The organism is Bartonella sp. AA56HLJMS (assembly GCF_042197145.1).
Classification (GTDB): Bacteria; Pseudomonadota; Alphaproteobacteria; order Rhizobiales; family Rhizobiaceae; genus Bartonella.
This window is the reverse complement of sequence record NZ_JBHIRL010000020.1, coordinates 1-24,660: the sequence shown is the minus strand read 5'-3', so window position 1 is coordinate 24,660 and position 24,660 is coordinate 1. Positions and strand designations below refer to the sequence as shown.

Genomic DNA, 24,660 nt, shown 5'->3' with positions numbered 1-24,660 from the left:
AAATCAGAGCAGTCCACAAGATCAAAAGTGCCAAGATCAATGGTTTTTTCTGTTTGTGTGTAGCGTGCCGCCAGCACTCGAAAGGCTAAAGCCTCATCTTGATGGGCTGTCCAACTTTGTGCGTTAACAGAAGAAAAGCGTGGACCGGTCACGTAAGGGTGACTTGAGACATATCTCTGGTGTTCTGCATCAAAATCCCCAAGCTTTGCTAGTGAGACAGAATGATCAGCATCATCGGTTTTAATGACAAAAGCCGTTAAGCGGTCATCCATCACAAGGAGTGGTACATCATAGCGTGCTTCTGCCCAACCTAGCTTTGCGCCCTTCATAGAATAAAAGCTTTGCGCTTGAATATCGGCGGTAGGATAGCCGTTTTCTGTAGTGACCAAATCAATCACCAAATCATGGTTCTGATTGCCGATTTTGCAAAGATGAAAGTCAATACCGGTGATTTGCCGTGTTTCATCGGGGGTAAAAACTTGCGCTTGTGGGTCCACTTGCGTCCATATCTTCACCGTGGTGGTGCGCCGCATCACTTTCACATCAATCAGACCTTGACCGGTAAAAAGCCCCGTTGCAATGGTTCCACCTTTTCCCCGTGCCACAACGTTTTTTGTGCCAGCCGTAATATTTTGTGGAATCGTGAAAGCGCCCTCAAGGGTGCCCTTGCTATCGGCAATAAGGAGACTCTTTGGTAAAACATTCACACCATCAAAGGTAAGACTTTCCAAGATTTCGCTACTGCCAAAACCTTCAATTTTAAAGTGAAGGGTAATTTGTCTTAAAAAGTCGATTTGTTCTTGGTGTGTGTTGATGAAATTATCGCTTACTTCTGTTCTACGTATGGTACTGCCGCGATGTTTTCCCATAATGATTTGATTGGTGATACCCGAGAGCCAATCGGTGCGTTGTTCATGCCAAAAGTCTGTTGCGGGTTCAAGGGTTACTGTACCAGGCAGGGGTGCAAAATTTTGATAAGGATTGATTTTTTCGCAAGCCGTTGTCAACTCTTGCGCAATGATCACTTCATTTGTCCAGTCAAGCGTGACAGGCGCTTTTAAAGGAGCAGTATAGAATGTTGGGTCAATGGCAAGCTGCAAAATGCCGTTGCCTACAGCCCCCGTTTGTTGAAAGCCTTCATCTCTATAAGAGTCATCAAGAAAGGGATCAGCGAACATGCCTTTTTTAGCAACAGGCTCTTTAGAGTCAACATTGCTTTTAATCCGTTCTAATTGCATCAGACGGTCAAGCGAAAGCACTCGTTGAAAATAGCGCCACATTTCATCATAGGGGGCAACCCGTGTGCCATCATTGACCACAACCGGCATTTCAAGCCAATTGTTGGTAATGGTTGCAAGGGACAACACATCATCAGGAACACTGGGTGCCATGGGTTGGTCTACTGAGATACCTTTGATGTAAACCACATTGCCCCCCGTGTTGAGACCGATACGGTCAATGCGGGGCAATTTATAAGTGTAACTGACGATAATATCACCACCCTCCGCACCCCCTGAGACAGTGATTTCCTGCGCTGTTACTTTATCAGCCGTGATTTTTGCGCGATAGCGGTAAGTCACCTTATAGCTGCTCCCTGCTAAAGGTTCGTCTCCCACCGGTGCCCAATCAATGGTGTCTCCTGTTTTTTTAAAATCTGTGCCTTCTTTAAATTCCTTGCTTCCTTGAACGATTTTGATAAACGCGGTGATGCTTTTATCAGGAACACCATCACGCCCAGCGGCAACGGCACCACGGGTGACGTTAACGGTTTTTTCTTTTGTCAACAAAAGAGACTGAATATCGGCAATAGGAAAATAATAGGGTTTAAAGGTGAAACTTGTTTTCCCTTTTGGGGGCGCAAAAATATGCGTTTCGCTAGGAACAACGCTTGTCGAAAAGTCCTCGAGTTCTTCATGACGCAAAGCCGCTAAGCGTTTGCGTTTAAAGCCATTGATATTGGCTTCTCCTTCTTGAATACTAAACACTTGGCAACCGTTATTGGCTCCCAATGCACTTACACGGCAGCCACTCACGATATAATGCCCATGGGCGCGGTCGTACGTCGCAATAGCTTGCATGGCGGGTTCAAGCAATGAGGGGGATTTTTGATCAATCAGAACACCATCTTGTAAGATATAAACCGGAAAGAAAGCCCCTTGCTGCGCATCCTCTTTTAGTGCCCAAACAAGCTTTGCTGTTTCGCGTGCCGCTCCAGGCTCTCCTTCTGCTAAGGTGCCAGGGACTTGCCCCAAGAGCTCTGGATCATCTTCGTGTGTTATCCATTTTTTTTGCAGCTTCACACCAATTTCCAAGCGCCCAATCATGGCAACATTGTTGAGTACAGCTGGTGCAACGGGGAAAATATCGCCGGCAATATAAATCTTGCCATCCGTTAAAGTGACGGTCCTTGTCTCTTTGTTGACAAAAGCATCAGCCCGTTCAACGCGGTCTCCTTCTTGTGCCACAAGGCGCCCCAATCGGTCATGCCGTCCCCTTATAATGGTTTGAACTTCATTGAGTTCACCACTTTGAATAAAGGGACGCGTGCCATAAAACACCACGCTTTGTTGTTCCTCTTTGCCGCGAGATCTGTCAATTGCAAAGGGTAAACCACTTTCATGCTTCATATTAAAACCTCAATAAAATCTTGAATTGTTCGCGAACATCGGCACGCAAAGGAATATTGATAGGCGTTTTGAGTATCTCTACACCGCCATTTAGCTCATCAGCCCCTAACCAAAGTTTGCCAAGAGGGGTTTGTTGTGCAAGACAGCCATGAACGAGAAGGGAAACAGCGGCGGCTTGTTTGTCCTCAACATCTTCAAAATCTGTGCGGGCTGCAAGAAACAACAGAGTGCCTGTTGTAGAAGGGTTAAATCTGTTGCCACAATGGTTGTAAACACCCTCTAAAACCTGCTCTACAGGCTGGACAATGTTGCATCGGCGATACCCAATCAGAGTATTGTTTTCGTCTCTTAAAGCCAAATAAAGGGGACGATTTTGGAACCACTCTGCCATGAGTATATCGCGTTCATGTTTTTTGACCGAACACCACGGAAAATTTGCCAAATCCCAAGGATAATCAATTTGGTTCCAGCTTAACTCTTCATCCCCATCATCTATCCAATTACCAATAAGCCTGCCTTCTTCTCTTGTGAGCGTGTGATTGATTTCTGTTGTGCGTCCAAAGGAAAACAAAGTGTCCCCAGCTGTTAAGTGAACACCGCTTTCATATTCCAACATGCTGTCATCAAACCGTGACATATTGCATTCAACAGCTTGCACATCATAACCATAGGTCCCACGGCGAAAATCAGAGCGCAAACTTTTGGAAAGATCTGTGATTGCTTCAATAGCTTCAAGGCTTTTGCGTTCAGGCAACTGATCAAAATCAAGTTGAAAGGAGTTCCACCATGCTCGCCCCGTCCAGGCGGGTTGAAAGCGTGCCGAAATCCCTAACCATTCAAGCCCTATCTCTATTGCCTCAAGGGAGCCGCGAATATTTTGCCATGCAAGACCCTGATCAATTAAATCATAAAGGTTAGAGAAATAAGGGTTTAATTCTTGTAAGCCATATTCGTCTATTAAAAAGGGCAACCAAGAAGGCGGACGCGTAATAAATTTCGCGCGGGGTATTTCTTCGAGTGCCATTTTAACGTGAGGGTCAAGAGCCATTGCTTCTGCAAAACAACGTTCAAACAAGCTCGAATTTGGGGGCAAAAGTGAGGAAAGCATCAATAAGCACGCCCCCGTTCAGACAAGACAATATCCCCTAGTGCGACGGCTTCATCCGGTGCGACCAAAATATCCTCACAAGGTTGCGTTATGTTTACATGGTGAACGCCTTCAACCATCAAGCGGCTTAGTATCCAACTTAAAGACAAATCACGCCCAAGCCTTTGCGCACGCGCCCATTCTGCTCTTAAATTCTGCTCCGCTCTTTCCAAAACAAAGGAGCCTTCATCCGGTAACAACCAAAAATCAGCAGAAACATTGATCATCCGCTGTACCGCGCTTTTCACAAGGATGTGGTCATTGGTCATTTTAACATGGGGGGCATCAAGGGCGGCTTGCACCTTGGCAATTAAAGCTTCATCTGCCACCCCTGATGGGCTATCACTAAAAAGAGCCACATGAATAATCGGGCTTTTGCCCACACGATAAACAAAAGCATCTTTGACATGGATATCACTGGAGAGCGCAAAATATTGATAACGTGGCGCTGTGCCCCCTGTGGAATGTCCTTGTCTATTCAAGCGAATGCGGCGGCGAAACCGCTCATCATCTTCATCCAAAAGGCGCGTGACCCCATGAAAATCCCCCAAATGGTCTAAACTTGTTCCACGAGCAAATGTGAGTAAATTATCCCGCGCCACTTCATTGATCCGTTGGCGCAACAGCAACTCTTCATAAGCCGCCGCTTGCAATTGAATGACCACGGGATCATAAGCGGTCTTTTCCACATTATAAGGAATATGATGCGCCGCAAAAAGCTCAGTCAAACGCGTGATCTTTTGCTCTAAAATTGCTTCAACAGAAAGCTCTTCAATAATTTGTGGGAGAGGAAAAGGTTCAAGCTCTGTCATCACCAACCTCTAAATTGATGCTCATTGGCTCTTGGTGTGACCAATCCCCCAAATGCCCATTGGGATAAAAAACACCCGTTAAAACAAAATGGAATGTGCCTTCACGCGTTGCTTTTGTCAGATCAATCCTCTGCAACGAAAACCCAGGCTCTCCACACTCTGGATCATCGAGTGCTTCAACAATTGCTTGATAAAGCTGCATCATCGTCGCAGGATCAGCATTGGCATCTTGGAATGCTCCAACATCACATCCATAATGACGACGCAAAACCCGTGTCCCAATTCTTGTCGTCAGACATTTACGAAGTGACTGTTGACAATGCGCAAAGCCATACAAGAGAGAGCCATCCTTTTCGCTCATCCCGCACCGCATGCTTTAAGCGCCTTTGCTTGTCTTTGTGGTAGAGACCGTTGGGGCCGCAGCAACAACAGGGGCTGGTTTTTCAGCGATCTGACCAAGCAGCAACGGATATTTAGCCGCTTCCTCACTTAAACAAATTTCCTCACCCTTGCCTGGTGAACGCTTGCCTGCAACAAAATCGGCATTGGTTAAAATAACATAAGTGTTCTCACGCATGATAAAACTCCTTTAAAGAGGGGAAGAGGTTGTGGAGGGACCCATTTTGACCCCACCGTGTTTGTGGCTTGCGCCAACAGATTTTTGATTATGCTGTAAATCTTCTGCTTGAATGTGCACACTGCCCGTTAATTCAACACGGGTTGCTTGATGAGAAAGCACCAAACCTTTTTCACTCAAATGGATTTGATTTTCCCCATGGGAGAGAATAAGTTCATCTTTTGTCATCCGCAAAGCGCCACCGGCATAACACAGAGCAAGTTCTTGGAAAGAGCGTGCGGGATTAGGCGCATCCTCACTATAGCTATCGCGCACCACCAGAGAGGCAGAACCAATTTCGCCATGGGGGTTTAACAACCGCACCGGATCACCAACATGGAGGGGCATATTGCTTGAGAGAGCGCCAGAAGCTTCTTGCGCTTGCAACCAAGGCGATAAAACCGCTTGTCCATTGGAACCCTGTTCGGAAAGTTTCACCCGCACCCTATGGCCATCAACTTGCACAACCCGCCCGATCATGTGCTGGTTGGCAAGACAGCGTTCAAGCGCATCAAGACGCTTCATGATTTGTCGAAAGGTATCACTTAAGAGATGTGCGTCATTCATGCCCCCACCTCATTGTCCCATGAAATCAAACCACTTTTGAGTTGTCCTTCATCACAAAAAATATCATGTCCCAACTGATGCAAATCTTGGTGCCATTCCACCACGCTTATCGATACACCACGCTGCTTAATCGCCGCGGAAATAATCGGTTCAATCTGGACATCACGCGGGGCACTCAAATGCGTTAGTCCCCACAATTGCCCGCTATGACAAAGCACCGCAATGGCTTCTGCTAAAAGCCAACTGGAAACATCACGCTCTTTACCTGTGGTAATAATAAAAGCCCCTAAATGAAGATCAGCACTCATGTGCCCACTTGCTACAGGATTCAAACGGCTTTCTAACACCGCAACACGCACAGCTGGTGCCACCAGCATTTGTGTTTCCAATTCTTCTAAATTAAAGCGTCCAAATTGACAGCCGCAATCACGCACATCCGGTAAAGCGCCTTTAAGGCTTCTTATCACCGCTTCACGAAACTGATTAATGCGCCCAGCATTTTTAATCGTTTGACTCATGAAAAGACCCTTTCCAGCCAGTCTTCTGCCGCTTTGACAATTTCCACTTTATTGTGCTCTGAAAGCCCCAAATAAGGGCGTGCGGGCATGGTCACTTGATGCACACAAACAAAGCGATGTGCATTGCCGCTTTTAAGAAAAAAGCGCAGTGTCTTGCCATTTTTCGGGCGAATAACCCCACCCAATTGATGAATCCGCGCATAAACCAACCCAGAGCCCACAATCACCTGTTCTGGTGAAGCTTTCATATCAATGGAGCGTGAAAGCGCCCCACTGGCATAAAGAATGGAGGTACGGGCATGATTGTTTTTCCACTTCTCTCCTTGAGCAGACATTTTTTCACTTTGAATCCGCCGCCTTGTGCTTTCTTGAATGAGACGCCCAACCCCTTGTGCCAAAGTCCCCATCGAGCTATCAGCTCCCTTTTGCAAAAAGGATAAAGCCGCTTCAAGCCCTGTCTCTTTAATCTCAATATGGGTTGCAACAGACATATTATCTTCCCATCAAACGCGGCTTGGCATGGAAGAAAGCCCCATCACGCACGGGACCATCTTCGCTCATAATTTTAGGTTCATCTATACCTAAACCCGCTTTGCCTTCGGCAATACGTTTCAGCAAATCAACCGCCTGTTTGTAACGATCTTCAATAGTCGTGGTCAGTGCCGTATGGCGTATGGCTAAATTATAAACAGCAATATTGACACAGATCATACCCAGAGCCGCTGGCTGTCCAGCAATGGGGATTGAGTAGCGATGAGACAAATGCACATCAATCTCACCACTTGCCTGTTCGAGCGCGCGGGCAATGGCTTGCTCTGAAAAAACTGGATCAGAATTCTCATCCATCCCGCACAAATCATCCAAGAAGTCATCACCCCAGAGCTCTTCAATCAATGTTTTGCTTGCATAAGCCATGTTTAAAAGTTTCCCTTAGACAACTTCTTGCAACAAAACGCCGGCATCTTTTGCGGCAACCAATTCACACACACGTTCCCCCACACGCACCCGTTTACCGCCTGATAAGCCGATATCTGGATCATTGATCACTCCAGACAAACGTTCGCCCAACTGGGCGCTAAAACCCCAACTGATCACCGAACCATCTGCCTGTTGTTTGGTGGGGTCAATATAAAGCAGTGCAATCTTATTGCCCCACACGCGTGCCAATTGTGCCGAACGCCCTTTACGTGCCAAATTCACTTGCGATTCACCAATGAGTAAACGATCGGGGTGTATTTCCATCAGATCAGCAAATTGCGCCTTGGTGACAAAACCATCAGCAGTGCCACCCCCTTTAACGGCTTTAATGATTTTGGGATGACGTTTGAGTTTTGACCAAACAACTTTGCCCATCACAATGGTGTTGGGCGTATAGACGAGACTTTTATCCATCGCCTCATCTAAAGTGGCATAAGGGTCAGATTTCTCATAATCGCTAAATTTATTTTCACCCTTAAGCGTAATCACCCGCTCTGGTGCATAATTTTCACTTCTTTGCACAAGCGCTGCAACACGCACTTCACGCCCCAATTCTAGCAAATTGGCAAGTCCCTCTACAGCTGTCTTTTCGGGGTTATAACGAGAGCGCTTTTCTGCTCGTGCGCGTGCCGCTGCTTCAATATCTGAATTGGGGATAAGATCATCAAGTCCGTAATCTTTGACACTGGCTTCCCGTTCAAAGGCAGAAAATTCCACCACATTCGGGCGCCCTTTTCGCCCAACCTCAAGTTCAGGCACGGTAAAATTTTCTGCTAAAGGAAATTCACTATATTTAAACACCTCACTTAAAACACAAACGCGTGGCAAAACTCTATCGCCAATAAGAGAACCTGCTGGATTGCGATAACCAATAGCAATAGCGGTGAGTGTTGGATCAATGGGAAAAGGTCTGTTCATTTTATGCCTCGATTAATTAATTTTAAAAGAAATAACATCACCAGCAGAACCATCACTCATGGCAATACCAATGGTGCGATCTGCGGCTTCCGCTTTAATGGCGTGTCCTTTGGGGTCAGAGGTCAAAAAATCACCAAAGGAAACATTGCCTCCACAAACCACTTCGCCCCAACCACATTGGCCAACATCAATCATCTCACCAGCCTTGGCACTCAATGACCCAGCAGTCCCTAATAATTTATCACCCTTACCAGAAGCCGTTGCCACCATTCCGTCACCGCGCGCTGCAACAATGCAATAAGGTGAGATCACATCTCCAGCGCGAAAAGATTTAATTAAAATCATCGTACTCATAATGGGCGCTCCTTTTGCTCGCTAATATACTCAACCGCTTGGCTAATGGTGATGTCGAAGCCTTTTTGCTTCTGCTCTTCCTGATAATGGCGTGCCGCAAGGGCAACCTCTTCTGGAGCAAGCTTTGGTTCTTGTGCTAAGGCACACACTTCTAGAGGGCTTGTTGAGGCAAGCGCCGGCAACTTCTCGACCAAACTTTTAAAATGTTCCATCCCCCCTTCAAGGGCACAAAGCGCACGATATTCCTCGCGAGCAGCCGGCAAAATCTTGCCCTCTTCAATGGTCTTATCTAAAAGACTCTCAATGGCACTGTTTTTTTGCTCTTCTTGCAAAAGCGCTAAATCTTCTCGCGCTTTTGTTAATTGGGCATTTAATTCCACGCGTTCCTTTTCGCGCGCTTTAAGCGTTGCTAAAACCTCATCCGCTTTAGCATCTTCTGCCAGCGATAGTGCACTGGCAATGGCTGTCAAATCCATCATTTTCTCCGTCAAAGTTATAGGGGAGGGCTGTTCACGGCTTAAAGCCGTCATGACAAGGGCTGGACGGTTCACCAAACCAGCACCGGCTAAATTTAAAATTTCACCTTTCTTGGAATGGCGAAACTCCGGCGAAAGATAGCGATATTCTCGGGCAACAATCTTTTTAGCGGCCATATCGGTCCATTTAACACGCCCCCAAATCGCACCATCCCGCTCTACTAATTCTTCAATCCAGCCACTGGCAGGTGCTTCTAAACCATTTCTCGCACGGTGATGTTGCCCATGCTCATAATCAATCACAAGCGGTCCTTTATTGGCTGCAAAGGCTTTTAAAATAGTTTGCGGGTTATAATGCCATTGTCGTCCATCACGTGCCTTCACATGGGGCGCTTTGGGCAAAAGCTCTACCCACTCAGGCGCTTGGCTAACGGTAGCGTCTTGGCAAAGATCTATTAACGCAGCATGAAATGTTTCTGCATCCCCATCTTTTTGATCTTCGTGAAATTCCTGTTCCATACATTGCCTATTGCTTTACAATTGTCATTGGCAATACAATGCATGAAACTTACTCCCACTATAAGTCTGACACTGTCAGTCAAAAGAGCATTTCTCAAAAAGCACTCTTTTCCCTATTATTCTCCTTGTGAGAGAAACCCCCGTGCCAAACCATCCCATAAAATCGTTTTCAAAGGCACTTCAAAGACGATAGAGCGCCGTTGTGAAGTGAGAGGTACAATTATCGTCTTATACAAAAAAAGCCTCTCTCAAGCCGTTTTTTTAAAGATTGCTTTTGAACGTTGAAACTGTTAGATTACCTGCGAGGCGTGAGCCAGTTATGCCAGGGCGGCTTTGCCGGATCTGTGAGGAGTTGACCGCCCTCCACGCCTTCTTATTTTCTCAAACATCGGCTCTCTTCACAAAAGCCAACATGGTTTTTCTCAAGTCGTTTTTTTAAAGATTGCTTTTAAACTTTTAAACTGTTACTTCTATCCACGAGGCGTGAGCCAGTTATACCAGGACGGTTTTACCGGATCTGCGAGGAGTTGACCGCCCTCCACGCCTTCTCTTTTCACAAAAGCCAGCAGATCTTTCCGGTGTTCTCTTTACAACAACCTCTCGCCCTTTTTTTCAGCCGCATCCAATAAGCGTCCAATTTCTCTAGAGTTTTTTTTATGCATGGAGGTCAACCACCATTCTTGTTTGCTTGCTACAAATTTGACCACAAAGCGCCACCATGTCCCACCACTTTCACCAAAAAACATAACGCTCGGTACACCTTTTCGCCTGATAATTCCATGGGGTTTTATGAGTGTTTGAATGGCGCCCCGAAAATCATCCAAGCGAAGATCACGCGCTTGATGCTCTAACAAAATATGTTTCACACTGTCTGCGGATAAGCGAATAAGAGAATTTTCCGCTGCAAAAACATCACGCACCTTTTGTGGTATAGGTGCAATGGGTATAAACCCGCGAGGCATACGTCCTTCAAACATCGCTTCCAAAAGCGGCGAACCCACAATATCTTCAATGGCAATGCGTTTGTCATTGTCCCCCATCACAGAAATTTTATCACTCAAAAAATTGCTTAAATTTTGCGCGCGATGTTTCCCAGGGTTCAAATGCCAACCAGGATCAATGCCCTTTGGTATCTTCTCAACTTTCCCCGTCCGCTTATTGTGCCAAACCTGCTTTTCAACATGAAGTGGCTCTGCCCCCTCTTCATAGCCTAAATCTTCTGCTTCATAACGGCTTACCTGTCGCACACTGCATTTACACCGCCAGCCATTGGGTGGATAAAGCCAATCCCAAACCGGATCATCAACGGGTGCCGTAAACCCCACCCAACTTTCATGTTCTAAACGCTTATGTTCTGAACTTGACAAAGCATAGGTGAGATAGGGCAAAAATTCTTTATTATTTTGTGTGCGCTCCCACTCACCTGCCGCATGCGCACTCATGGTATTGGCCCAATAGACCGTTTCTAAACGCCGTGGGCTGCCCAATTGTACCACGCTCTTTTCACCAGTTTTGGGGTCAATGCTGGTCTTTTTACCCCACCAACCCTTTTCCTGTAAAATCGGCATCAAATTTTTTTGAAAATCTTGAAAAGGAACTTGATGCTTTATGGCTTCTCCAACCGCTCGCTTAAAATCCTCCAAAATATCATAGCCTAGCGATTTTGCCACCGTAAAGGAAAAGGCATGTTCTTCTGGTGCTATATCACGCCAATCAAAGCTTGGAACAAGTGCCTTGGCTTCAAAATAACGGGTGACCTCTTTAGGGGCGGTTTTAAAAAGTTCCTCATCCATGATACCCAAGCCCACGTGCAATCATTTGTACTTTTGCCAAGCGCGCTGCTAATGCGTGATGATCCATCTCACCAAGCAATTCATCTAAGCCTTTTAGGATATCCTCATAACTTTTTGCTTCTCTCACAAGCTTTTTAAAAGGCTCTAAAAGGGGTTCTAAGTCCTCTTCCCAGTCGCTTAAAGCTTCTTCAGAAAGCCGGTCCAATTCGTCGTGATGTTTCCCACCCTTCTCTTTTGCACCCTTGCTCTCTCTTGTCACAGAAACATCAAAAACACCTCCACAATCAGCACAAACATGAGCCTTTTCTCCCCTCTCATCATCAAGCGCATTATCAGGAGCCTTTAAAATATCCTCTTCCTTTTTTGGTTGCGAAAAACCAATCTTATTGCGCACTTCTTGCGCCCCAACACGCAAACCTAAAGGCACGAGTTTTTCCAGCGCATCACTAATCGCTTTAATGTCTTCATTTTCCGAAATCGGCCAATAGACAAGGGGGGCGCGCTCTTGGCGTCCAAAATTAATCTCAACAAAAGGCACAATCAAATCACGATTAGCCGTTAAAGCTAATTGGCGTGCATCAGCTCTGGCAATATCATGGCGCACATTTTCATGAATGCGTGCTTGCGAAAAGGACGAACCATCATCCGTCGTCATGGTTTGTCCCAACACACCTTTAGAAATTTGTCGATCTAAATATTCCGCCTTGACACCAAAAACCGCATTGCCACTGCCTCCTGCCGCTTCAATAAATTCAATCTCCATCTCTTTGGGAATAATCGCTGCCGCATCACTGGATAAATCACGCACTGCTTGAATGAGAACCCGTCGCTCCTCATGAGAAGAGCTTGCCCCATATTTACCCACACGCAAAGGCATGCCATAAACTTCTAAAAATGCCATCCAATCTTTTAAGGTATAAGATTTAAACAAAAAAACCCAAGCTGCAAGCCGCGCAAGCCCAGAACGAATAGGCAAACCGCTTTTCAACTTGGGTCTGTGAATAGAAAATTTATAAGCAGGCAATTCACTTCCATGCAAAGAGCCCTCTTCTTTTAAACGCAAATGAAAACCATCCCGTCGATCCAATTGAAAAAACCGCTGGTCACGCCATTTCCAAGCAACCGGCCACCATTCCTTGGCACTCTTGTCCCACAAAGTTTCAACAACCGCATAGCCTTTTCCCAAAGCATCTAACAAATCCGTGACATAATCATCAACAAAGGTAGGCGCACTAATCACTTCCCGCACCGCATCTGCTATCTTTTTGTCCTGTGCACTGTTGCTTGCGGCAATCACTCCAGGCTCCACCCCTGTGAGAGCATTTTTACGCATGCCAAGCACAGCACGATAATGCAAATCACGCTCTTCCATATCATCGGCAAGTTGAAAAAACTGCTCTGGATGCCCCTGTGCTGCCTGTTGCAAAATATCAGCAAGTTGCGCAGGGGTCAGACCACTGACAATGGTTTGTGACCATACATCACGAACACCGCCAACGGTAGGGCTTGCGACTTCCCTCTCCAACCCTTTGATATTAAGCGCCCTGCCCCACTGATCTAAAAGTTTTACCATCTCATCATCCCATCAATAAATCTTTGATCGCATTGTTGAAAAAAAAGGCGTTGAAAAGAGCGAGCTTTCATCAAAACGATAAGCCTCTCTCACAGGTGTATAATCATAAATTTCAGGAGTTTGGCGGCTGGCAAAATAAGCCAAAGCGCAAGCAATCGCGCTATCACCATGGCGCATAAAACCATCACTGCCTTTAAAACGATGATTGTCTGGAATTTTCACAATGCCATTGACATAAGCAAGCGCTTGATGATCGGCAACAATGTCACTATCGCGCGGCAAAACAATCGTCCCATCCCCAAAAGCTTCTAAATAAGCCGGCATTTCCTTGCCATACCAACTTTGTGACAAGGGCACTTCCTTCACAAGAGCCCCATAACGCTGCGCCGCTTTTTCGGCTAAATAAGCCCCATTGCCCCGCGCATCTAACGCGCCGCCCATCAAACGCGGCAAACCATTCACCCCATAAAATAAAATCTCTCTTTGTTGATCAAACGGCGTATTGCGCAATTCCACCATAAACCGGACACGGCGCACCAAATCTTGTCCCACCTCCATCACCACAATCGATGTCGCATCGCCCGATCTGGCAAAATCAACACCAAAAACATGTTGGCGCCGCCGGTCAAGCCCAATATGAAGAGGTTTTATATGTTTCTCACACCAAGCAAAAGCAGCAACACTTCGTTGATGTTCCGATTGATTTTTAAAATCATCCACACAAGCAAAACGCAACACTGCAATGTCAGGCGCGCAACAATTTTCAATCTGCAAACGTGTTAAAGCCGCCCCTTCTTGATCGGCTGGTATGGCATCTAATTCTTGGCGCATCGCAGCCAAACGCACCCCATAAGACGCGCGAATTTGATCTTCCCATTGTTGTTCAGATGCTAAACTCCACACCTCCCCCTTCATGGCACAAACTCGTTTAAACAAGCCATTTTTAACAGCGACACCAAAGGGGTAACAATGCACCGAAAAAGGAACCTTACCTGCTCGCGCTTCACGGATCAATTCATTGAAAGGATTGAGCACACCATTATGGGTGGAGATCACACGGATTTTTCCTCCCCAAATGAGCAAAGCATTGACAGCATCCAAAACAGCGCGCACATCTTGATGAAAAGCCGCCTCGTCAATCACCACAATGCCCTGTAGTCCGCGAATATTTTCAGGGCGGCTAGAAAGCGCCTCAACCCGAAACCCCGAAGCAAAACGCACCCGATAAGCAGAGATATATTTTGTTGAACCATCCGCCCTTTGATCAGAGAATAAAAATTCCTCCACATCCCCACTATTACGAGTGATTGCCCTTGCAAAATTGCTCACATAACCAATAAATTCACGTCCCTTTTCTTTGGTGTCTCCAATATAAAAAACATTATCGCCACCAGCCTTAAGCGTTGCTGCCGCAATAAGGGTATCATCCAAAGCTTCCGCAAAAGTAATGCCGGTCCGCCGCCCCTTTTCAACCAATTTTAATGGGGACTTATCTTCAATCCATGCCCGTTGATGCGCCATCAAAACGCCTTCCTCCAAAGGATCTTGCTCTTGAGGGAAAGTACTCGCCTGCCAAATATCAAAACCACTCTGATGATCAAAGACATGACTTTTTGAAAAGGGCTGTTCAGCCATGTTTTACCCCCAACACCTGCGCACGAATAGCTCGCGCTGTTTCTTCTGAGAGCCCCGCCGCTGCTGCTGCTGCGTCAACCGCTTTGCTTGCTTTGGAGGCAAAATCTTTTTCCAACTTTTGCCGCCTCGTGGTCGACAAATGTTCAGCCGCCAACACGCCTTTAAGCGCATTGGCCAATTCTTGTGCTGCCTTTGGCGAAAGGTTTTTCCCACTGCTTAACGTGGAAAAAATCAGTTCTTTAATCGCTGCCGCCGTCAAAAGAGTGATATTATCAGAAGCTTTAGCATCAAAGCGCTGCGAGAGGCTTGCTGCAATTTCTCTTGTCTGTTCTAGGCGCCGTGACATCACGGCTAGCCGCAAAGAATAACGATTAAAACTGGAAAAAGAGGGTATAGAAAAGTTGAGACCCATTTCCTTTCGTAAAGCCTTCAAAGCCGCTTTAAACTCACCATAAATAGCCATTTGCGTCTTCTCACGCCCATTTAAAGCCTCAGCAGCAGCAGCAATAATTTGATCACAAGCTTGCGGCAATAAATCAATCGCCGTTAAACGTCCACGCCCGACCTTGCGCATCCTTCACCTCGTCTTTTATTGATGAACGTTTAGGCCGCTTAATCCCCTCAATGGAAAAGCTCCGGTCTAAATGACGCGCTCCCCGTTCTGTTAATGCCGCAAGAAAAACTGAACCCACACATTTTAAAGTAACAGCACCTTGATCTTCCATCCATGCCAGTTCATTATGCACAAAATCGCGATCGCGTCTGATGCCATAACTGTATAAAAGCCGCTCAATCATCGCACTCGATAAAGTTTCGCTGCGCTCACAAGCAAGCCCTTTTAAAATAATCAACCGCGCTTCTTCACGGATGATTTTATCCATATCTGCTTTCATTTCTTGGCATTCTCCAACAAAAACTCTTGCAAGCGCTCACCAATGGCTGCCACCGGTTGTAATTGTGCAGAAAGCGTGTTGAGACGACCATTCAATTTCTCCATATTCACTTCCAATCTTTGCAGCGCATCACGATCAGGCAAAAAGTCCATCTCTGTTTCTAACTTTTGCACACGCTCTTTAAGCGCCGTGATATCTTTCAGCATTTCCCGCGCACCTGAAGAAAAATAGGCTCTCAAAACCCCACAAATCGCAATAACCGATAACAATAAAGACAACCAGCCATTGGCAACACTGATATCCAAATTCACTTAAAAGTCCCCTCTCTTTTGCCTAAAATCGCCCGCTCCGCAGCTTTTCTGCGCTGTTCACAAATCAATAAAGCAGCACGATCACGCCCCCAATAGTGCACCACTTCACGCGCATTCAAAGCACGCTCTGGCAATAAAGCTGGGCGGGCACACGCCATGCGAACAACAGGCGGCAACTCAACCGATAAAAAATGATAAGAAAGGCTACCCACCGGCTTGTGTGTTGAGCAAGCGCACACGCTCAAGCCCAATGCCACCGCCAGTAGTTGGCAATACTGCATTGACTTCCTCCATTTTTGTAAGCTTTTGTTCCAAAGCCGAAATCACCCCTTGCGCTCGATGCTCAGCTTCCAACGCTGCTTGTCTTTGTCGCTCTTGTACAAGCAGTGCACGTGCTGAAGCCTTGGCAATCTCCAACTGCCAATACAAATCACGCGCCTTTTCCGCTTTTAAAATTTGCGCTTTCATAAAGCCAAAAGCCGCCAACATCACACTGACCAAAAACAACAAACCAAAAGACAGTTTTGAAACAGGGCTAAACATTGCTTTTATCTCCCCACCTCGTTATCTCCACCCCATCATAGGAGCTGCTATGCCGCTTATGGGAATGTTTCCTATTAGAAAAATCCAACGAGCCAAAGCCACGATGCACCCCCAGATTGCCAACAATAATCGCCACCATCGAAGGAATAGAAATGCTCGCCATATCAACAATATGCGGAGCCCCCCACAAACCACCAGAAACGAGCAAAAAAATAACCCCCCAAGCAAACCAAAAGGACCACCATAAATAGAGCCTAGAACCACGATAAGAAGGTTTCATGCCTTTACCTCGCCTCCAAGTCCCAAAAGCTTTTTGGCGCGGTTTAAATAAATCAAACGTTGCACAAGTCCATTTCTTCCCCCATTAATCGCCTTGGTAATCCCTAAATAATCATCTTGATCAGCCAGCCTATTCAAGCCTTTCATTTGCCAAAACCAAACAGCAGACCAAAGCGCTGCTGGAAACTTTTCCAGCTCTTGCGGAAATGCCTCACAATCAACCGCTTGTTCATCGACTAAGCGCCAAAACTTCGTAAAACGACGATAATTATTGCGCCCCGTCAACTGGATCAAACCACGCCCCTTAAAGTGCACCCCATCCCCAGGGTTGACATTGCCTAAATCACGCCGCCCCTCATAAGCGCGCCCTGAGGCATATTCACAAACGGTAAAAAAGCCATCACTCTCATGGGCACATTGGCTTAAAAAATGGGCAATACGCAACGGTGTTGTGAGTGCCCCATAAGATAAAGCTTTAGGCAACACGCGTGCCATTTCAACAATAATAAAATCTTGGCGCGCATGATGCGCCAATTTAGGCGCAAGGCGATGAAGAAAAGAAGCATCTATTGAAACCATAACAAACCACTCAATGCATAAAAATCCATGCGCAGTTTATCGGATTTCAAACCCCCAATATAAGCCTGACACTGTCAGTCAAAACTCTCAATACTCATAAAACTCTGGAAATAATAAACCTTGTGGTTCTTTTGAAGAAATTTTCTTCTTCAAGCGATAGGCTGTGCGCACATGCATACCAGAAACAGCAGCTGCAGCATCAACCGACCAGCCTTTTTGCAACGCTTGCACCATTTTTTGCCGCCGTTCAGCATCTCTGCCAAGGGGGATAAGAAGGCGCACACCCGAACCATTAAAACAAAAATGGTTGATGAGTTGCTGCGCCTCTTCAAACCCAACAATTTCAATCAACCAATCCGCACTCTCAAGACGCCCGGGTATATAAACTTCTCGTCCACCAAAAGCCCGCATCATATTCCATGCTGCTTCACTGCCCGCAACATCAGCTATTTCACGCAATAAGGCAGGAAAATCGCTATAGATTTCCTCTTGCATACATGCTTACCCCTCGCTTTTAACACCTTTACGGATTTTCCGCCCCCAAACATTCATCACTTCTCTAAAGTCGCCCCCACTCATCTCACCAAAAGCTTTACCACTTAACGCCATAACACTTTGATGAAAAGATTCCACATCAAACACAGCATCGGGATTCAAACACTTCCATTGGGCACACAAAATGGAAATGCTTGGTTTATTCCTCCATGAATCTTCGCGGTTTTTTCCTCTCCAGTCAACCCCACCCTCACGCTGCAACCAACCTTTCAATGCCTCAATAGCTCTGCATGCATCATCGCTATCGCGTAAAAAGCGAACATGATCAATCCCTGTCTGTCTTTTCACAAAGGCAAGCAACGCTTTATCTGAACGATCACGAATAATGCCAAGATTCCACCCAGCAATCCAAAGCGCCTGGAGCTTCTTAGCATATTTACCCTCTAAACGCTTCCCATTCAGCTTAAAACCAAACGCTTTCATTTCAGCGATAACCAAGTGCTTTTCTGAAAAATTCAAATCTTTCGCCGATTGCTTGCCTGTCAAGCGATAGAGCAGTGCGCGATAGGTCTCATCATCAAGACCTAACGCGCGTTTTCCCATATGAAGGACAGCTAAAGACATCTCCCTCCCCTCATGTCTTCGCCAGATCAATGGTCACAGCACGCCAAGCGCTTTCTAGGCTATCGCGCTCATAAAAACGCACATATTCCTTAGATGTCGTCACACGGATCGCTTCACGAATGGCACGCATCGCCTCTTTCCAGCGTGGATCATCAATATCCAAACGCAACAGCATAAAGATCTCGCCCCGATTCACCTTGCCTTCTTTATCCGTATTAAAAGCACGCGTAATAATCGCACGGATTTCAGGGCGTGCATCCGCAGACCATTCATTCAAACACTCATCAAGAAGGCTTTTGGCAATTTGCAATTGCGGTCCAAAATCAACACTTTCCTGAACTTGCACCTTAATACGTTGCAAACCATCAAAGCTTGTGTAAGTACAATTGCCCTTTTTGCCACGCCGCTCCACACCATATTCTTGCGCAAGCAAGCTATCAAAATCACTCAAATCCGCAATCGTATGGTTGTTAAAACGTGCAATCCTTGCCGATAATTCTTTCGCAAAACCCATAATTTTGCGCACCGTTTCATCCTCTAACAAATCCGCAGGGCGGATCAAACTTACCGGCACCAAAGCCCCTTTCGCATCCTTCATATAACGCGTACCTTCAAGTTCAATTTGTGGATTCATCACCAACTTCCTCCTGTGTTTTTTGAAAACGACGAAATGGCACAACATCCCCTGAAGAAGGCGCACATCCCGCTTTCAATTGCCAACGACACCGCATAAGCTCATGACTTAAAACGTGGTTATAGCCTGCCAAACGACGCAAATACTCATTCAATTCTCGAACATCTTGTCCATGCATAAAAATGCCATTCACCTCATACTGTAAAAAGGCAGAGCGCAAAGCAATCAAGCAATCTCTTACCATATAAGGGTTACGTTCCATCATTTGCTTCCTCCAAAATCCATATAAATCACACGATTGCTCTCATCCGCATCAGAGCCTTCACACTCAGCCAAAACTTCTGCAACTTCAGCTTCCAAAACCGCATCCGCTTCCCCCAAACGGTGAACACTCAACTCCAATTCAAGCAATAACGCCAAATCAACACACAATTTAAGCTTTTCTCCAATATCAAAACCGCATTGATAATCGTCATAAAGACCAACAAGCGTATCGGATAATTCTTTGTCGCATAAAGAGATCATGCCAATTCCTCCACGTCACGGTTTTTCCATGCCGCTTTGACATGTTTCAGGGTCACCTCACACCCATCTCCAAGCGCTGCCATGCGTGCCAACATCATGGTTTTGTCAATTTGCCGCAAAGCTCCAGCCTTTAAGCCAATCCCTGTCAAAAACTTTATCGCACCAACATCCTCAATCCCCCAATCATGAATGCGCGCAGCAATATCCTCACTATAGGGCTTGCGCCGTTTCAGATGCATCGCCAATCGGCTTTTAATTTGCGCATAAGAGGGACCATTTTGACGATGAACCAACCGCCCCGAGATCTCATCATTCCCAACCAAAGCGAGCCCCGTACCATTAATATCAACAAAATGGCGCAACTGATTAATCGCTTCATCCGTTAAATTTTGCGCTTCATCAACAATCAACAATGTTCCGCCACCAACACGCTCTAATTTCTTACCAATCGCACGCGTTAAGCGGGTGGGATTATATTCCACCACTTCCAATTCTGCTGCCATATCATTCAAAATACCGTGAACACTGCGCGTATGTGGGCTGGCTGTCACCAGATAAACATGCGGGCGGGTAGAGCGATAATGGCGGCAAGTTTCGGTCTTGCCACTGCCCGCATCAAGCGTAATCATCACCATATCCCCCGTACTTTGTGCCAGCGTTAAAGTATCAATGATCTCACTGGCAATTCGATTCCTCTGAAAGGCTGGTTTTTCAGGGATCTTCTCCAAAAACCCCGCCGTTTCCTTTAAAACCTCAACCCATTGTTGAACCTTTGCATTTTGCTTACCCAATTGCCCCGCATAACTGCCTGCATACCATTGCGAAAACGTCCCATCCGGCATCCCTATGCGCCGCGCCACCTCTGCTTTCGACCAATCATTCATTTGCCCCAAAGCTCTCACCGCATCCACAAGCTCATTCCATAAAGCAATGTCATCACTGTTGCGGTTTTGTGCTGTTCCATTAGGCTGGATTTTAGGTCGCGCCCAAGGATTTTTATCGACCGTTGCATTTATCGCGTTTTTCATGTATATTCCCCTCTGTATTGATTTTAGACTGCGAAAGGGGAAGGGCTCCCACCCGCCCCTTTCTTTTGTCTTTAGAATGAACATTTAAAGCCGTACGCGATACTAAAACGGCTCCCTGACAAATTCCCCTTGGTTCTTTCTCACACATCAGGGAACTTGCTAACTCCACGCATCTCACCTGATAAGCAAAGACACCTAGAAACTTCATGTATTGATTAGACTTTTAAAGGATTAAGATTCCTCCCCCCTTTCTTTGTTAACGCTTCAAGCTGATACGCGATACAAAACCAGCTTCCTTTTGAGAATTCTTATAATCCCCCCTCTCTTTTCCTATTTCCTTATTCTATTGCTTGGGAAACTTGATCACCTCACGCCCCTCATCAGAGGCGGAAAGCTTTCTCAAAGCTTTATGCAAGTGTTGACTAAATTCTCGAGCCCCCAAAGCCTCATCATCGTCTGCTTTCAAAGCTAAATTCCCCACATTGTTTGGCATCAAGCGGCTCACCTTTGGCTTTATCGGAAGCTTAGATTTGAACGCTTCATCCTTTTTCTCAAGGCGACCATAAACATCGGCCAAGTGATCAGGCGCAAGCTTTGCCGCTAGCTGTTTTTCTGCTTTAACAGCCTTCACATATTCTTTACGCAAACGCCCATTCAAGCGCGCCGCCTGCTGGTCATAAAAACCTACATCAGAAAGGCATGGTGCCAAACAAAGCAACCGATTGTTCAAATCATAAACCCGTAAATCTTGATGCAAATTATCCGGATCAAAGCGTACAATCACTTTTTTCCCCGCATGCTCATTCAACGCCCGCGCCCAATAACGATTGCCATAAAAATGGATCTCGCCCGTACCCTTTTGCGCACGCAATGCCTCAGAGGTTAAAAGCCATAAAGCCCGTTGTGCTGCCGTTGCTTGCCGAATAATCGTCCCCTCTGCTTGCAAACTCTCTGCAAAGGTCTCATCAAAACTGCGCCCCGCACAATTAACCGCCTTACGCCCTGCTTGCGCATTATGCGCCACAATTTGCGCACCAACATGGGCTTTAAACGCTTCAAATCCTATCGCGCGTTTTCCATAATCTTCAGGCTTGGCATCCGGTTTATTGCCCGTATAAGCCCCCGCACAAAAGGGATGTTTAGAAATCGCTTCTGCCAGATCACGCCATGCCCGCTCAATCGGTTTAGACTGTCCGCTATAAGGGGTGGTCCATTGCAATTGCACACCCAAACTCGTCAAAAGCCCTCGCGGATCATCCGGCTTAATCTTAAAACGAAAACGGTTTTGCACACCTCCAGAAATCCACTTGCTGGTAAAGGCACGCCCATTATCCAAGGTCATACGCTCCGGTATCCCATAAGCCTCTACCATATCCCCAATCACCAAACGAACGATTTCCCAACTCTCAGCATCTGACAAGCGCCACGATAAAATCTTGCCCGAATAAAGATCTTGAATGGCAATCAGATAAAGCCGCACAGGCTTCTCTGTCCAAGGAACATTCACAAAAACATCCAGCTTATGTCCATCCATATTCACCGCTTGCAATGCATGCAGGCTTGAGCGATCACGCCGTTGTGCTGGATAAAGCTTTTTTGCCTTTTCTTCTCCCTCACGTGCTAAAACCACAACCGCTTTGGAAATTTGCGCCTTAAAACGACGCCGCAAAGCCCGCTCAGAAGGAATGGGCTCAAAACCCCGCTCCTGCGCAACCGAAACCATGCGCCGATAACATGCCGAAAAAGCAGGGCGAGACGGGCGCAAATAATCCGAACAAAAAACCTCCCACGCCCCCTCATGACACGGCGCAAATTGCGAAAAACTCTCCTCACCATAACAAGGCGCTAAAGCTGCCAACCAATCAGGGCGCTCATACCCCTCCACCATCTGCCGCCAATTAAAAAGCGACATCCGACTTACACCAAATTGCACCGCACTCAAACTTGCCGCATCATGCACACCCATACCGGCATGGAGCAAATCTTCCCAAAAGCAAAGTGCCTTCAAACGCTCTTCACAACGCCTTTTATGCGCCTTTGAAAGCCCCTCATAACGCACCCAAATACTTGCCTTTTGCTCCCCTTGCGTTTGTTTCACATCAACACCACCTGCCCGCACCAACAATGCCGCCCGCGCCCCCTCCGGCAATAAAGAGATGTGATACTCCCAAACCGGCTTGGTTTTGCCTAATGTTTGGCGAAACAATTGTGTATTCAAACGCCATTTCTTAAGCGCAAGATTGTTGAGACCGATCTTTGTTTTCGGCAACCCTGGCAAAGCTGCCTCAGCCAATTCGGCAATACGAAACCATTCCTTCATGGCTGCCCCCTTTTAATGCGAACCGGCGTTGCGCGCATGGCTTTCAATTGCGCTGCAATCTCCCGCTGTTCCTGCTGAAGCCGCGCAATTTCTGCTAAACGTGCCTCATCCCCCTGCAACAGCAACAATCCATCTTCACTCACCACCTCATCCCAGAGCCAAAATGCCTCTGTCGCCCGCACAAATGCCTTAAACCGCGGCAGGGAAATATCCACCTGCTTACTTTCCGCAACATAAGCATCCAAACTTGCCTTACTTAAACACCCAATCCCTAAATAATGCGCCATACGCTCCGCAATAACACTGCGCTCATGCCGGCATTCTCTCAAAGCCCGCGCCATCGCACGCTTAATGCGTGAGCGAAACCGCCCTAAATCAATCTGCGCAACGGGTTCGCGGCAGGGAAAAACCGGCTTTTGGAAAAAATCAAGCTGCCCGCAACCATGCCTCTTCATGACAGCACCTCCCCCGATTGCTTGTTCAAATAATCATAAAACCGCGCCTTTGTCTGCGCATCTGCTCTCTGCCAAACACCCAATAACTGAGCAAAAACCCGCTCTTGTTCATTAATTTGCGGCGGCGTATTAACCCCATTGACCAAATCAACAGCCCGCCTCAAATCCCCATCAACCTGTTGGAGCGCAATCGCCACCCGCCGTTGCGCAACCGGCTCCATCTTCGCCAACTTCAACAATTGCGCTTGATTATCCGCCAATGCTGTCCCCCGCAAAACAGAGCGTAATTCTGGCTGTAGATGTTGGGCAATACAGTTAAGACGTTTTACAACATCTTGAGAAAAACCAATGCGGTCCGCCACATGTTTGGCAAAAGATAAAACTGTCCTTTTGTCATTTTCTCCACTCGCATGAGCAATTGGTGCAACTTGCACCAATTGCTCAAAATTTGCATCCTCACCGATCAAAGGGTAAACTTTACCCTTTGCCACTTTGTCCTTTGTATATTGATTACTACCGTCCCCACCACGCTTAATTTCCCCATACTTCTTTTCCCACAATTCGCGGTAAGTCTGGACAAAAAGCGCACGATCAATAACAGACAATTCATTGCGAAACAGGTTTTCAGCCACTTCTAAAAGCGCAGCATTCTCTTTATCCGCCTGCACCACAACCGCATCAATGTCACTATAGCCCAAAAGCTCAGCAGCACGAAGCCGGTGTGCACCAGCAATAAGCGTGTAATTACCCTCTTTAGCATTAGGGGTATGGCGCACCGTAATCGGATTCATCAATCCCTCCCGCACTATTGATTGTGCAAGTGCCTTGGCATGCTCATCATCCACAGGGCGTATACGCTCCGGCACCACAATCACATCAAGAGCAAGCTTTTGAAACTGTGCCATCACGCCCCCGCCTTTTCCATTTCTCGTAAGAATAAATCCATCGCACGCCCCGCCCATCTTCGATAAGCTTTCGCAAAAACGGGTTCTTCCAAACGCCGGTTAATCACTTGCAAAGCAAGAAAGATAGCAGTCTGCTTCCGTACTTGCATCGCAACAATACGCCGCCGCGGCACCTCAAATTGATAATGCAAAATATGAATGGCAATTTGCCGCGCTAATATCGCATCAAACAATCCATGCGGAGGGTCAATAATATACCGGATCGGTACATGCCGAAAGCCACCACTCACGGCTTTTAAAGAACAGGCAAGCATAGCTTCCAAACGTTCAGCTTCTGAATAAGGATTAAAGATTTCTCTTTTTGCCTCGGGCGTCCATAAATTATAAGCAGCAACCATAACCACCCCCTATAAAAACAATATGATTATCCCCTAATCGCCAGAACCAATCCATCCAAATGGCTGTTCTATGATGCAACTCTATGCAATTTATCTTGCCTATTTCGTACTGATCTTTAGACATTGATAAACCTTTTT

Annotated in this window: 33 protein-coding genes; all 33 read right to left on the bottom strand. The window is 46.5% G+C overall.

What is annotated here, in order from left to right; all coding sequences use genetic code 11:
- Positions 1–2,627: DUF4815 domain-containing protein (locus ACFINI_RS08450; protein ID WP_375647672.1), on the bottom strand; the 2,627-nt coding region annotated here is incomplete at its 3' end.
- A gap of 1 nt (position 2,628) precedes the next feature.
- Positions 2,629–3,735, bottom strand: coding sequence for a phage tail protein (locus tag ACFINI_RS08445; protein WP_375647670.1), 1,107 nt, complete (start codon positions 3,733–3,735; stop codon positions 2,629–2,631).
- Positions 3,735–4,586, bottom strand: a complete 852-nt coding sequence (locus tag ACFINI_RS08440) for a baseplate J/gp47 family protein (RefSeq protein ID WP_375647667.1) — start codon at positions 4,584–4,586, stop codon at positions 3,735–3,737. The genes ACFINI_RS08445 and ACFINI_RS08440 overlap by 1 nt, the downstream gene beginning before the upstream one ends.
- The gene (locus ACFINI_RS08435; protein ID WP_375621649.1) at positions 4,573–4,959 is read right to left on the bottom strand and encodes a GPW/gp25 family protein; all 387 of its coding nucleotides are present in this window, start codon (positions 4,957–4,959) and stop codon (positions 4,573–4,575) included. Before ACFINI_RS08435 ends, ACFINI_RS08440 begins: the two co-directional genes overlap by 14 nt.
- Before the next feature lie 3 nt (positions 4,960–4,962).
- A complete protein-coding gene (locus ACFINI_RS08430; protein WP_375620339.1) occupies positions 4,963–5,163 on the bottom strand; it encodes a hypothetical protein in 201 nt (66 codons plus the stop codon).
- A 12-nt stretch (positions 5,164–5,175) separates the two neighbouring features.
- Positions 5,176–5,769 carry a baseplate assembly protein gene (locus ACFINI_RS08425; protein ID WP_375647663.1) on the bottom strand — a complete coding sequence of 198 codons (594 nt, stop codon included), beginning with the start codon at positions 5,767–5,769 and terminating at the stop codon, positions 5,176–5,178.
- On the bottom strand, positions 5,766–6,287 hold the full coding sequence (locus ACFINI_RS08420) for a hypothetical protein (RefSeq protein WP_375647659.1): 522 nt from the start codon (positions 6,285–6,287) through the stop codon (positions 5,766–5,768). The genes ACFINI_RS08425 and ACFINI_RS08420 overlap by 4 nt, the downstream gene beginning before the upstream one ends.
- Complete coding sequence (locus ACFINI_RS08415; RefSeq protein ID WP_375647655.1) at positions 6,284–6,778, bottom strand: phage virion morphogenesis protein; 495 nt, start codon at positions 6,776–6,778, stop codon at positions 6,284–6,286. The genes ACFINI_RS08420 and ACFINI_RS08415 overlap by 4 nt, the downstream gene beginning before the upstream one ends.
- Before the next feature lies 1 nt (position 6,779).
- A complete protein-coding gene (locus ACFINI_RS08410; RefSeq protein WP_375612327.1) occupies positions 6,780–7,202 on the bottom strand; it encodes a gp436 family protein in 423 nt (140 codons plus the stop codon).
- A gap of 15 nt (positions 7,203–7,217) precedes the next feature.
- Positions 7,218–8,183: a capsid protein gene (locus ACFINI_RS08405; protein ID WP_375647651.1), complete on the bottom strand. Its 966-nt coding sequence runs from the start codon at positions 8,181–8,183 to the stop codon at positions 7,218–7,220.
- A 12-nt stretch (positions 8,184–8,195) separates the two neighbouring features.
- Positions 8,196–8,537: a hypothetical protein gene (locus ACFINI_RS08400; protein WP_375613753.1), complete on the bottom strand. Its 342-nt coding sequence runs from the start codon at positions 8,535–8,537 to the stop codon at positions 8,196–8,198.
- Positions 8,534–9,532 (bottom strand): phage protease, encoded by a 999-nt coding sequence (locus ACFINI_RS08395; RefSeq protein WP_375647648.1) that lies wholly within the window; start codon positions 9,530–9,532, stop codon positions 8,534–8,536. The genes ACFINI_RS08400 and ACFINI_RS08395 overlap by 4 nt, the downstream gene beginning before the upstream one ends.
- Before the next feature lie 587 nt (positions 9,533–10,119).
- Positions 10,120–11,325: a phage minor head protein gene (locus ACFINI_RS08390; RefSeq protein WP_375647646.1), complete on the bottom strand. Its 1,206-nt coding sequence runs from the start codon at positions 11,323–11,325 to the stop codon at positions 10,120–10,122.
- On the bottom strand, positions 11,318–12,898 hold the full coding sequence (locus ACFINI_RS08385) for a DUF935 domain-containing protein (protein WP_375647644.1): 1,581 nt from the start codon (positions 12,896–12,898) through the stop codon (positions 11,318–11,320). The genes ACFINI_RS08390 and ACFINI_RS08385 overlap by 8 nt, the downstream gene beginning before the upstream one ends.
- Positions 12,899–12,910: 12 nt before the next feature.
- On the bottom strand, positions 12,911–14,533 hold the full coding sequence (locus ACFINI_RS08380; protein WP_375647642.1) for a hypothetical protein: 1,623 nt from the start codon (positions 14,531–14,533) through the stop codon (positions 12,911–12,913).
- Entirely contained in the window at positions 14,526–15,107 is a 582-nt protein-coding gene (locus tag ACFINI_RS08375) for a phage protein Gp27 family protein (protein ID WP_375647640.1), read from the bottom strand. The genes ACFINI_RS08380 and ACFINI_RS08375 overlap by 8 nt, the downstream gene beginning before the upstream one ends.
- A complete protein-coding gene (locus ACFINI_RS08370; RefSeq protein WP_375612320.1) occupies positions 15,070–15,426 on the bottom strand; it encodes a hypothetical protein in 357 nt (118 codons plus the stop codon). The genes ACFINI_RS08375 and ACFINI_RS08370 overlap by 38 nt, the downstream gene beginning before the upstream one ends.
- A complete protein-coding gene (locus ACFINI_RS08365; RefSeq protein ID WP_375607966.1) occupies positions 15,423–15,737 on the bottom strand; it encodes a DUF2730 family protein in 315 nt (104 codons plus the stop codon). Before ACFINI_RS08365 ends, ACFINI_RS08370 begins: the two co-directional genes overlap by 4 nt.
- Positions 15,734–15,976: a hypothetical protein gene (locus ACFINI_RS08360; protein WP_375646427.1), complete on the bottom strand. Its 243-nt coding sequence runs from the start codon at positions 15,974–15,976 to the stop codon at positions 15,734–15,736. The genes ACFINI_RS08365 and ACFINI_RS08360 overlap by 4 nt, the downstream gene beginning before the upstream one ends.
- Positions 15,942–16,280, bottom strand: coding sequence for a hypothetical protein (locus ACFINI_RS08355; protein WP_375621660.1), 339 nt, complete (start codon positions 16,278–16,280; stop codon positions 15,942–15,944). Before ACFINI_RS08355 ends, ACFINI_RS08360 begins: the two co-directional genes overlap by 35 nt.
- The gene (locus ACFINI_RS08350) at positions 16,273–16,560 is read right to left on the bottom strand and encodes a hypothetical protein (protein ID WP_375612317.1); all 288 of its coding nucleotides are present in this window, start codon (positions 16,558–16,560) and stop codon (positions 16,273–16,275) included. Before ACFINI_RS08350 ends, ACFINI_RS08355 begins: the two co-directional genes overlap by 8 nt.
- A complete protein-coding gene (locus ACFINI_RS08345) occupies positions 16,557–17,138 on the bottom strand; it encodes a glycoside hydrolase family 19 protein (protein WP_375613744.1) in 582 nt (193 codons plus the stop codon). Before ACFINI_RS08345 ends, ACFINI_RS08350 begins: the two co-directional genes overlap by 4 nt.
- A gap of 87 nt (positions 17,139–17,225) precedes the next feature.
- Positions 17,226–17,633 (bottom strand): helix-turn-helix domain-containing protein, encoded by a 408-nt coding sequence (locus ACFINI_RS08340; protein WP_375613743.1) that lies wholly within the window; start codon positions 17,631–17,633, stop codon positions 17,226–17,228.
- Between the two features lie 6 nt (positions 17,634–17,639).
- Positions 17,640–18,257: a regulatory protein GemA gene (locus ACFINI_RS08335; RefSeq protein WP_375647633.1), complete on the bottom strand. Its 618-nt coding sequence runs from the start codon at positions 18,255–18,257 to the stop codon at positions 17,640–17,642.
- Between the two features lie 10 nt (positions 18,258–18,267).
- On the bottom strand, positions 18,268–18,891 hold the full coding sequence (locus tag ACFINI_RS08330) for a DUF3164 family protein (RefSeq protein WP_273755326.1): 624 nt from the start codon (positions 18,889–18,891) through the stop codon (positions 18,268–18,270).
- Positions 18,875–19,153 carry a hypothetical protein gene (locus ACFINI_RS08325; RefSeq protein ID WP_375621669.1) on the bottom strand — a complete coding sequence of 93 codons (279 nt, stop codon included), beginning with the start codon at positions 19,151–19,153 and terminating at the stop codon, positions 18,875–18,877. The genes ACFINI_RS08330 and ACFINI_RS08325 overlap by 17 nt, the downstream gene beginning before the upstream one ends.
- Positions 19,153–19,416, bottom strand: coding sequence for a hypothetical protein (locus ACFINI_RS08320; protein WP_375621662.1), 264 nt, complete (start codon positions 19,414–19,416; stop codon positions 19,153–19,155). The genes ACFINI_RS08325 and ACFINI_RS08320 overlap by 1 nt, the downstream gene beginning before the upstream one ends.
- Complete coding sequence (locus ACFINI_RS08315; protein ID WP_375647629.1) at positions 19,413–20,444, bottom strand: AAA family ATPase; 1,032 nt, start codon at positions 20,442–20,444, stop codon at positions 19,413–19,415. Before ACFINI_RS08315 ends, ACFINI_RS08320 begins: the two co-directional genes overlap by 4 nt.
- Complete coding sequence (locus tag ACFINI_RS08310) at positions 20,413–20,592, bottom strand: hypothetical protein (RefSeq protein ID WP_375632612.1); 180 nt, start codon at positions 20,590–20,592, stop codon at positions 20,413–20,415. Before ACFINI_RS08310 ends, ACFINI_RS08315 begins: the two co-directional genes overlap by 32 nt.
- Positions 20,593–20,787: 195 nt before the next feature.
- Positions 20,788–22,764, bottom strand: coding sequence for a transposase domain-containing protein (locus tag ACFINI_RS08305; RefSeq protein WP_375647625.1), 1,977 nt, complete (start codon positions 22,762–22,764; stop codon positions 20,788–20,790).
- Positions 22,761–23,219 (bottom strand): hypothetical protein, encoded by a 459-nt coding sequence (locus tag ACFINI_RS08300; RefSeq protein WP_012232200.1) that lies wholly within the window; start codon positions 23,217–23,219, stop codon positions 22,761–22,763. Before ACFINI_RS08300 ends, ACFINI_RS08305 begins: the two co-directional genes overlap by 4 nt.
- Positions 23,216–24,124, bottom strand: a complete 909-nt coding sequence (locus ACFINI_RS08295; RefSeq protein WP_375647622.1) for a ParB/RepB/Spo0J family partition protein — start codon at positions 24,122–24,124, stop codon at positions 23,216–23,218. Before ACFINI_RS08295 ends, ACFINI_RS08300 begins: the two co-directional genes overlap by 4 nt.
- Positions 24,124–24,522: a hypothetical protein gene (locus ACFINI_RS08290; protein ID WP_375633713.1), complete on the bottom strand. Its 399-nt coding sequence runs from the start codon at positions 24,520–24,522 to the stop codon at positions 24,124–24,126. The genes ACFINI_RS08295 and ACFINI_RS08290 overlap by 1 nt, the downstream gene beginning before the upstream one ends.
- Positions 24,523–24,660: the final 138 nt, after the last annotated feature.

Coding starts and splice junctions, on each gene's coding strand:
- ACFINI_RS08295 (WP_375647622.1), bottom strand. CDS start 24,124: ATGGCACAGTTTCAAAAGCTTGCTCTTGATGTGATTGTGGTGCCGGAG.
- ACFINI_RS08390 (WP_375647646.1), bottom strand. CDS start 11,325: ATGGATGAGGAACTTTTTAAAACCGCCCCTAAAGAGGTCACCCGTTAT.
- ACFINI_RS08320 (WP_375621662.1), bottom strand. CDS start 19,416: ATGATCTCTTTATGCGACAAAGAATTATCCGATACGCTTGTTGGTCTT.
- ACFINI_RS08415 (WP_375647655.1), bottom strand. CDS start 6,778: ATGTCTGTTGCAACCCATATTGAGATTAAAGAGACAGGGCTTGAAGCG.
- ACFINI_RS08385 (WP_375647644.1), bottom strand. CDS start 12,898: ATGGTAAAACTTTTAGATCAGTGGGGCAGGGCGCTTAATATCAAAGGG.
- ACFINI_RS08370 (WP_375612320.1), bottom strand. CDS start 15,426: ATGAAAGCAGATATGGATAAAATCATCCGTGAAGAAGCGCGGTTGATT.
- ACFINI_RS08405 (WP_375647651.1), bottom strand. CDS start 8,183: ATGAACAGACCTTTTCCCATTGATCCAACACTCACCGCTATTGCTATT.
- ACFINI_RS08435 (WP_375621649.1), bottom strand. CDS start 4,959: ATGCGGTGCGGGATGAGCGAAAAGGATGGCTCTCTCTTGTATGGCTTT.
- ACFINI_RS08355 (WP_375621660.1), bottom strand. CDS start 16,280: ATGTTTAGCCCTGTTTCAAAACTGTCTTTTGGTTTGTTGTTTTTGGTC.
- ACFINI_RS08290 (WP_375633713.1), bottom strand. CDS start 24,522: ATGGTTGCTGCTTATAATTTATGGACGCCCGAGGCAAAAAGAGAAATC.
- ACFINI_RS08425 (WP_375647663.1), bottom strand. CDS start 5,769: ATGAATGACGCACATCTCTTAAGTGATACCTTTCGACAAATCATGAAG.
- ACFINI_RS08315 (WP_375647629.1), bottom strand. CDS start 20,444: ATGAAAAACGCGATAAATGCAACGGTCGATAAAAATCCTTGGGCGCGA.
- ACFINI_RS08350 (WP_375612317.1), bottom strand. CDS start 16,560: ATGAAACCTTCTTATCGTGGTTCTAGGCTCTATTTATGGTGGTCCTTT.
- ACFINI_RS08445 (WP_375647670.1), bottom strand. CDS start 3,735: ATGCTTTCCTCACTTTTGCCCCCAAATTCGAGCTTGTTTGAACGTTGT.
- ACFINI_RS08325 (WP_375621669.1), bottom strand. CDS start 19,153: ATGGAACGTAACCCTTATATGGTAAGAGATTGCTTGATTGCTTTGCGC.
- ACFINI_RS08430 (WP_375620339.1), bottom strand. CDS start 5,163: ATGCGTGAGAACACTTATGTTATTTTAACCAATGCCGATTTTGTTGCA.
- ACFINI_RS08400 (WP_375613753.1), bottom strand. CDS start 8,537: ATGAGTACGATGATTTTAATTAAATCTTTTCGCGCTGGAGATGTGATC.
- ACFINI_RS08410 (WP_375612327.1), bottom strand. CDS start 7,202: ATGGCTTATGCAAGCAAAACATTGATTGAAGAGCTCTGGGGTGATGAC.
- ACFINI_RS08395 (WP_375647648.1), bottom strand. CDS start 9,532: ATGGAACAGGAATTTCACGAAGATCAAAAAGATGGGGATGCAGAAACA.
- ACFINI_RS08305 (WP_375647625.1), bottom strand. CDS start 22,764: ATGAAGGAATGGTTTCGTATTGCCGAATTGGCTGAGGCAGCTTTGCCA.
- ACFINI_RS08340 (WP_375613743.1), bottom strand. CDS start 17,633: ATGCAAGAGGAAATCTATAGCGATTTTCCTGCCTTATTGCGTGAAATA.
- ACFINI_RS08420 (WP_375647659.1), bottom strand. CDS start 6,287: ATGAGTCAAACGATTAAAAATGCTGGGCGCATTAATCAGTTTCGTGAA.
- ACFINI_RS08310 (WP_375632612.1), bottom strand. CDS start 20,592: ATGTGTGAGAAAGAACCAAGGGGAATTTGTCAGGGAGCCGTTTTAGTA.
- ACFINI_RS08375 (WP_375647640.1), bottom strand. CDS start 15,107: ATGCGCAAGGTCGGGCGTGGACGTTTAACGGCGATTGATTTATTGCCG.
- ACFINI_RS08335 (WP_375647633.1), bottom strand. CDS start 18,257: ATGTCTTTAGCTGTCCTTCATATGGGAAAACGCGCGTTAGGTCTTGAT.
- ACFINI_RS08440 (WP_375647667.1), bottom strand. CDS start 4,586: ATGACAGAGCTTGAACCTTTTCCTCTCCCACAAATTATTGAAGAGCTT.
- ACFINI_RS08380 (WP_375647642.1), bottom strand. CDS start 14,533: ATGGCTGAACAGCCCTTTTCAAAAAGTCATGTCTTTGATCATCAGAGT.
- ACFINI_RS08345 (WP_375613744.1), bottom strand. CDS start 17,138: ATGGTTTCAATAGATGCTTCTTTTCTTCATCGCCTTGCGCCTAAATTG.
- ACFINI_RS08330 (WP_273755326.1), bottom strand. CDS start 18,891: ATGAATCCACAAATTGAACTTGAAGGTACGCGTTATATGAAGGATGCG.
- ACFINI_RS08300 (WP_012232200.1), bottom strand. CDS start 23,219: ATGAAGAGGCATGGTTGCGGGCAGCTTGATTTTTTCCAAAAGCCGGTT.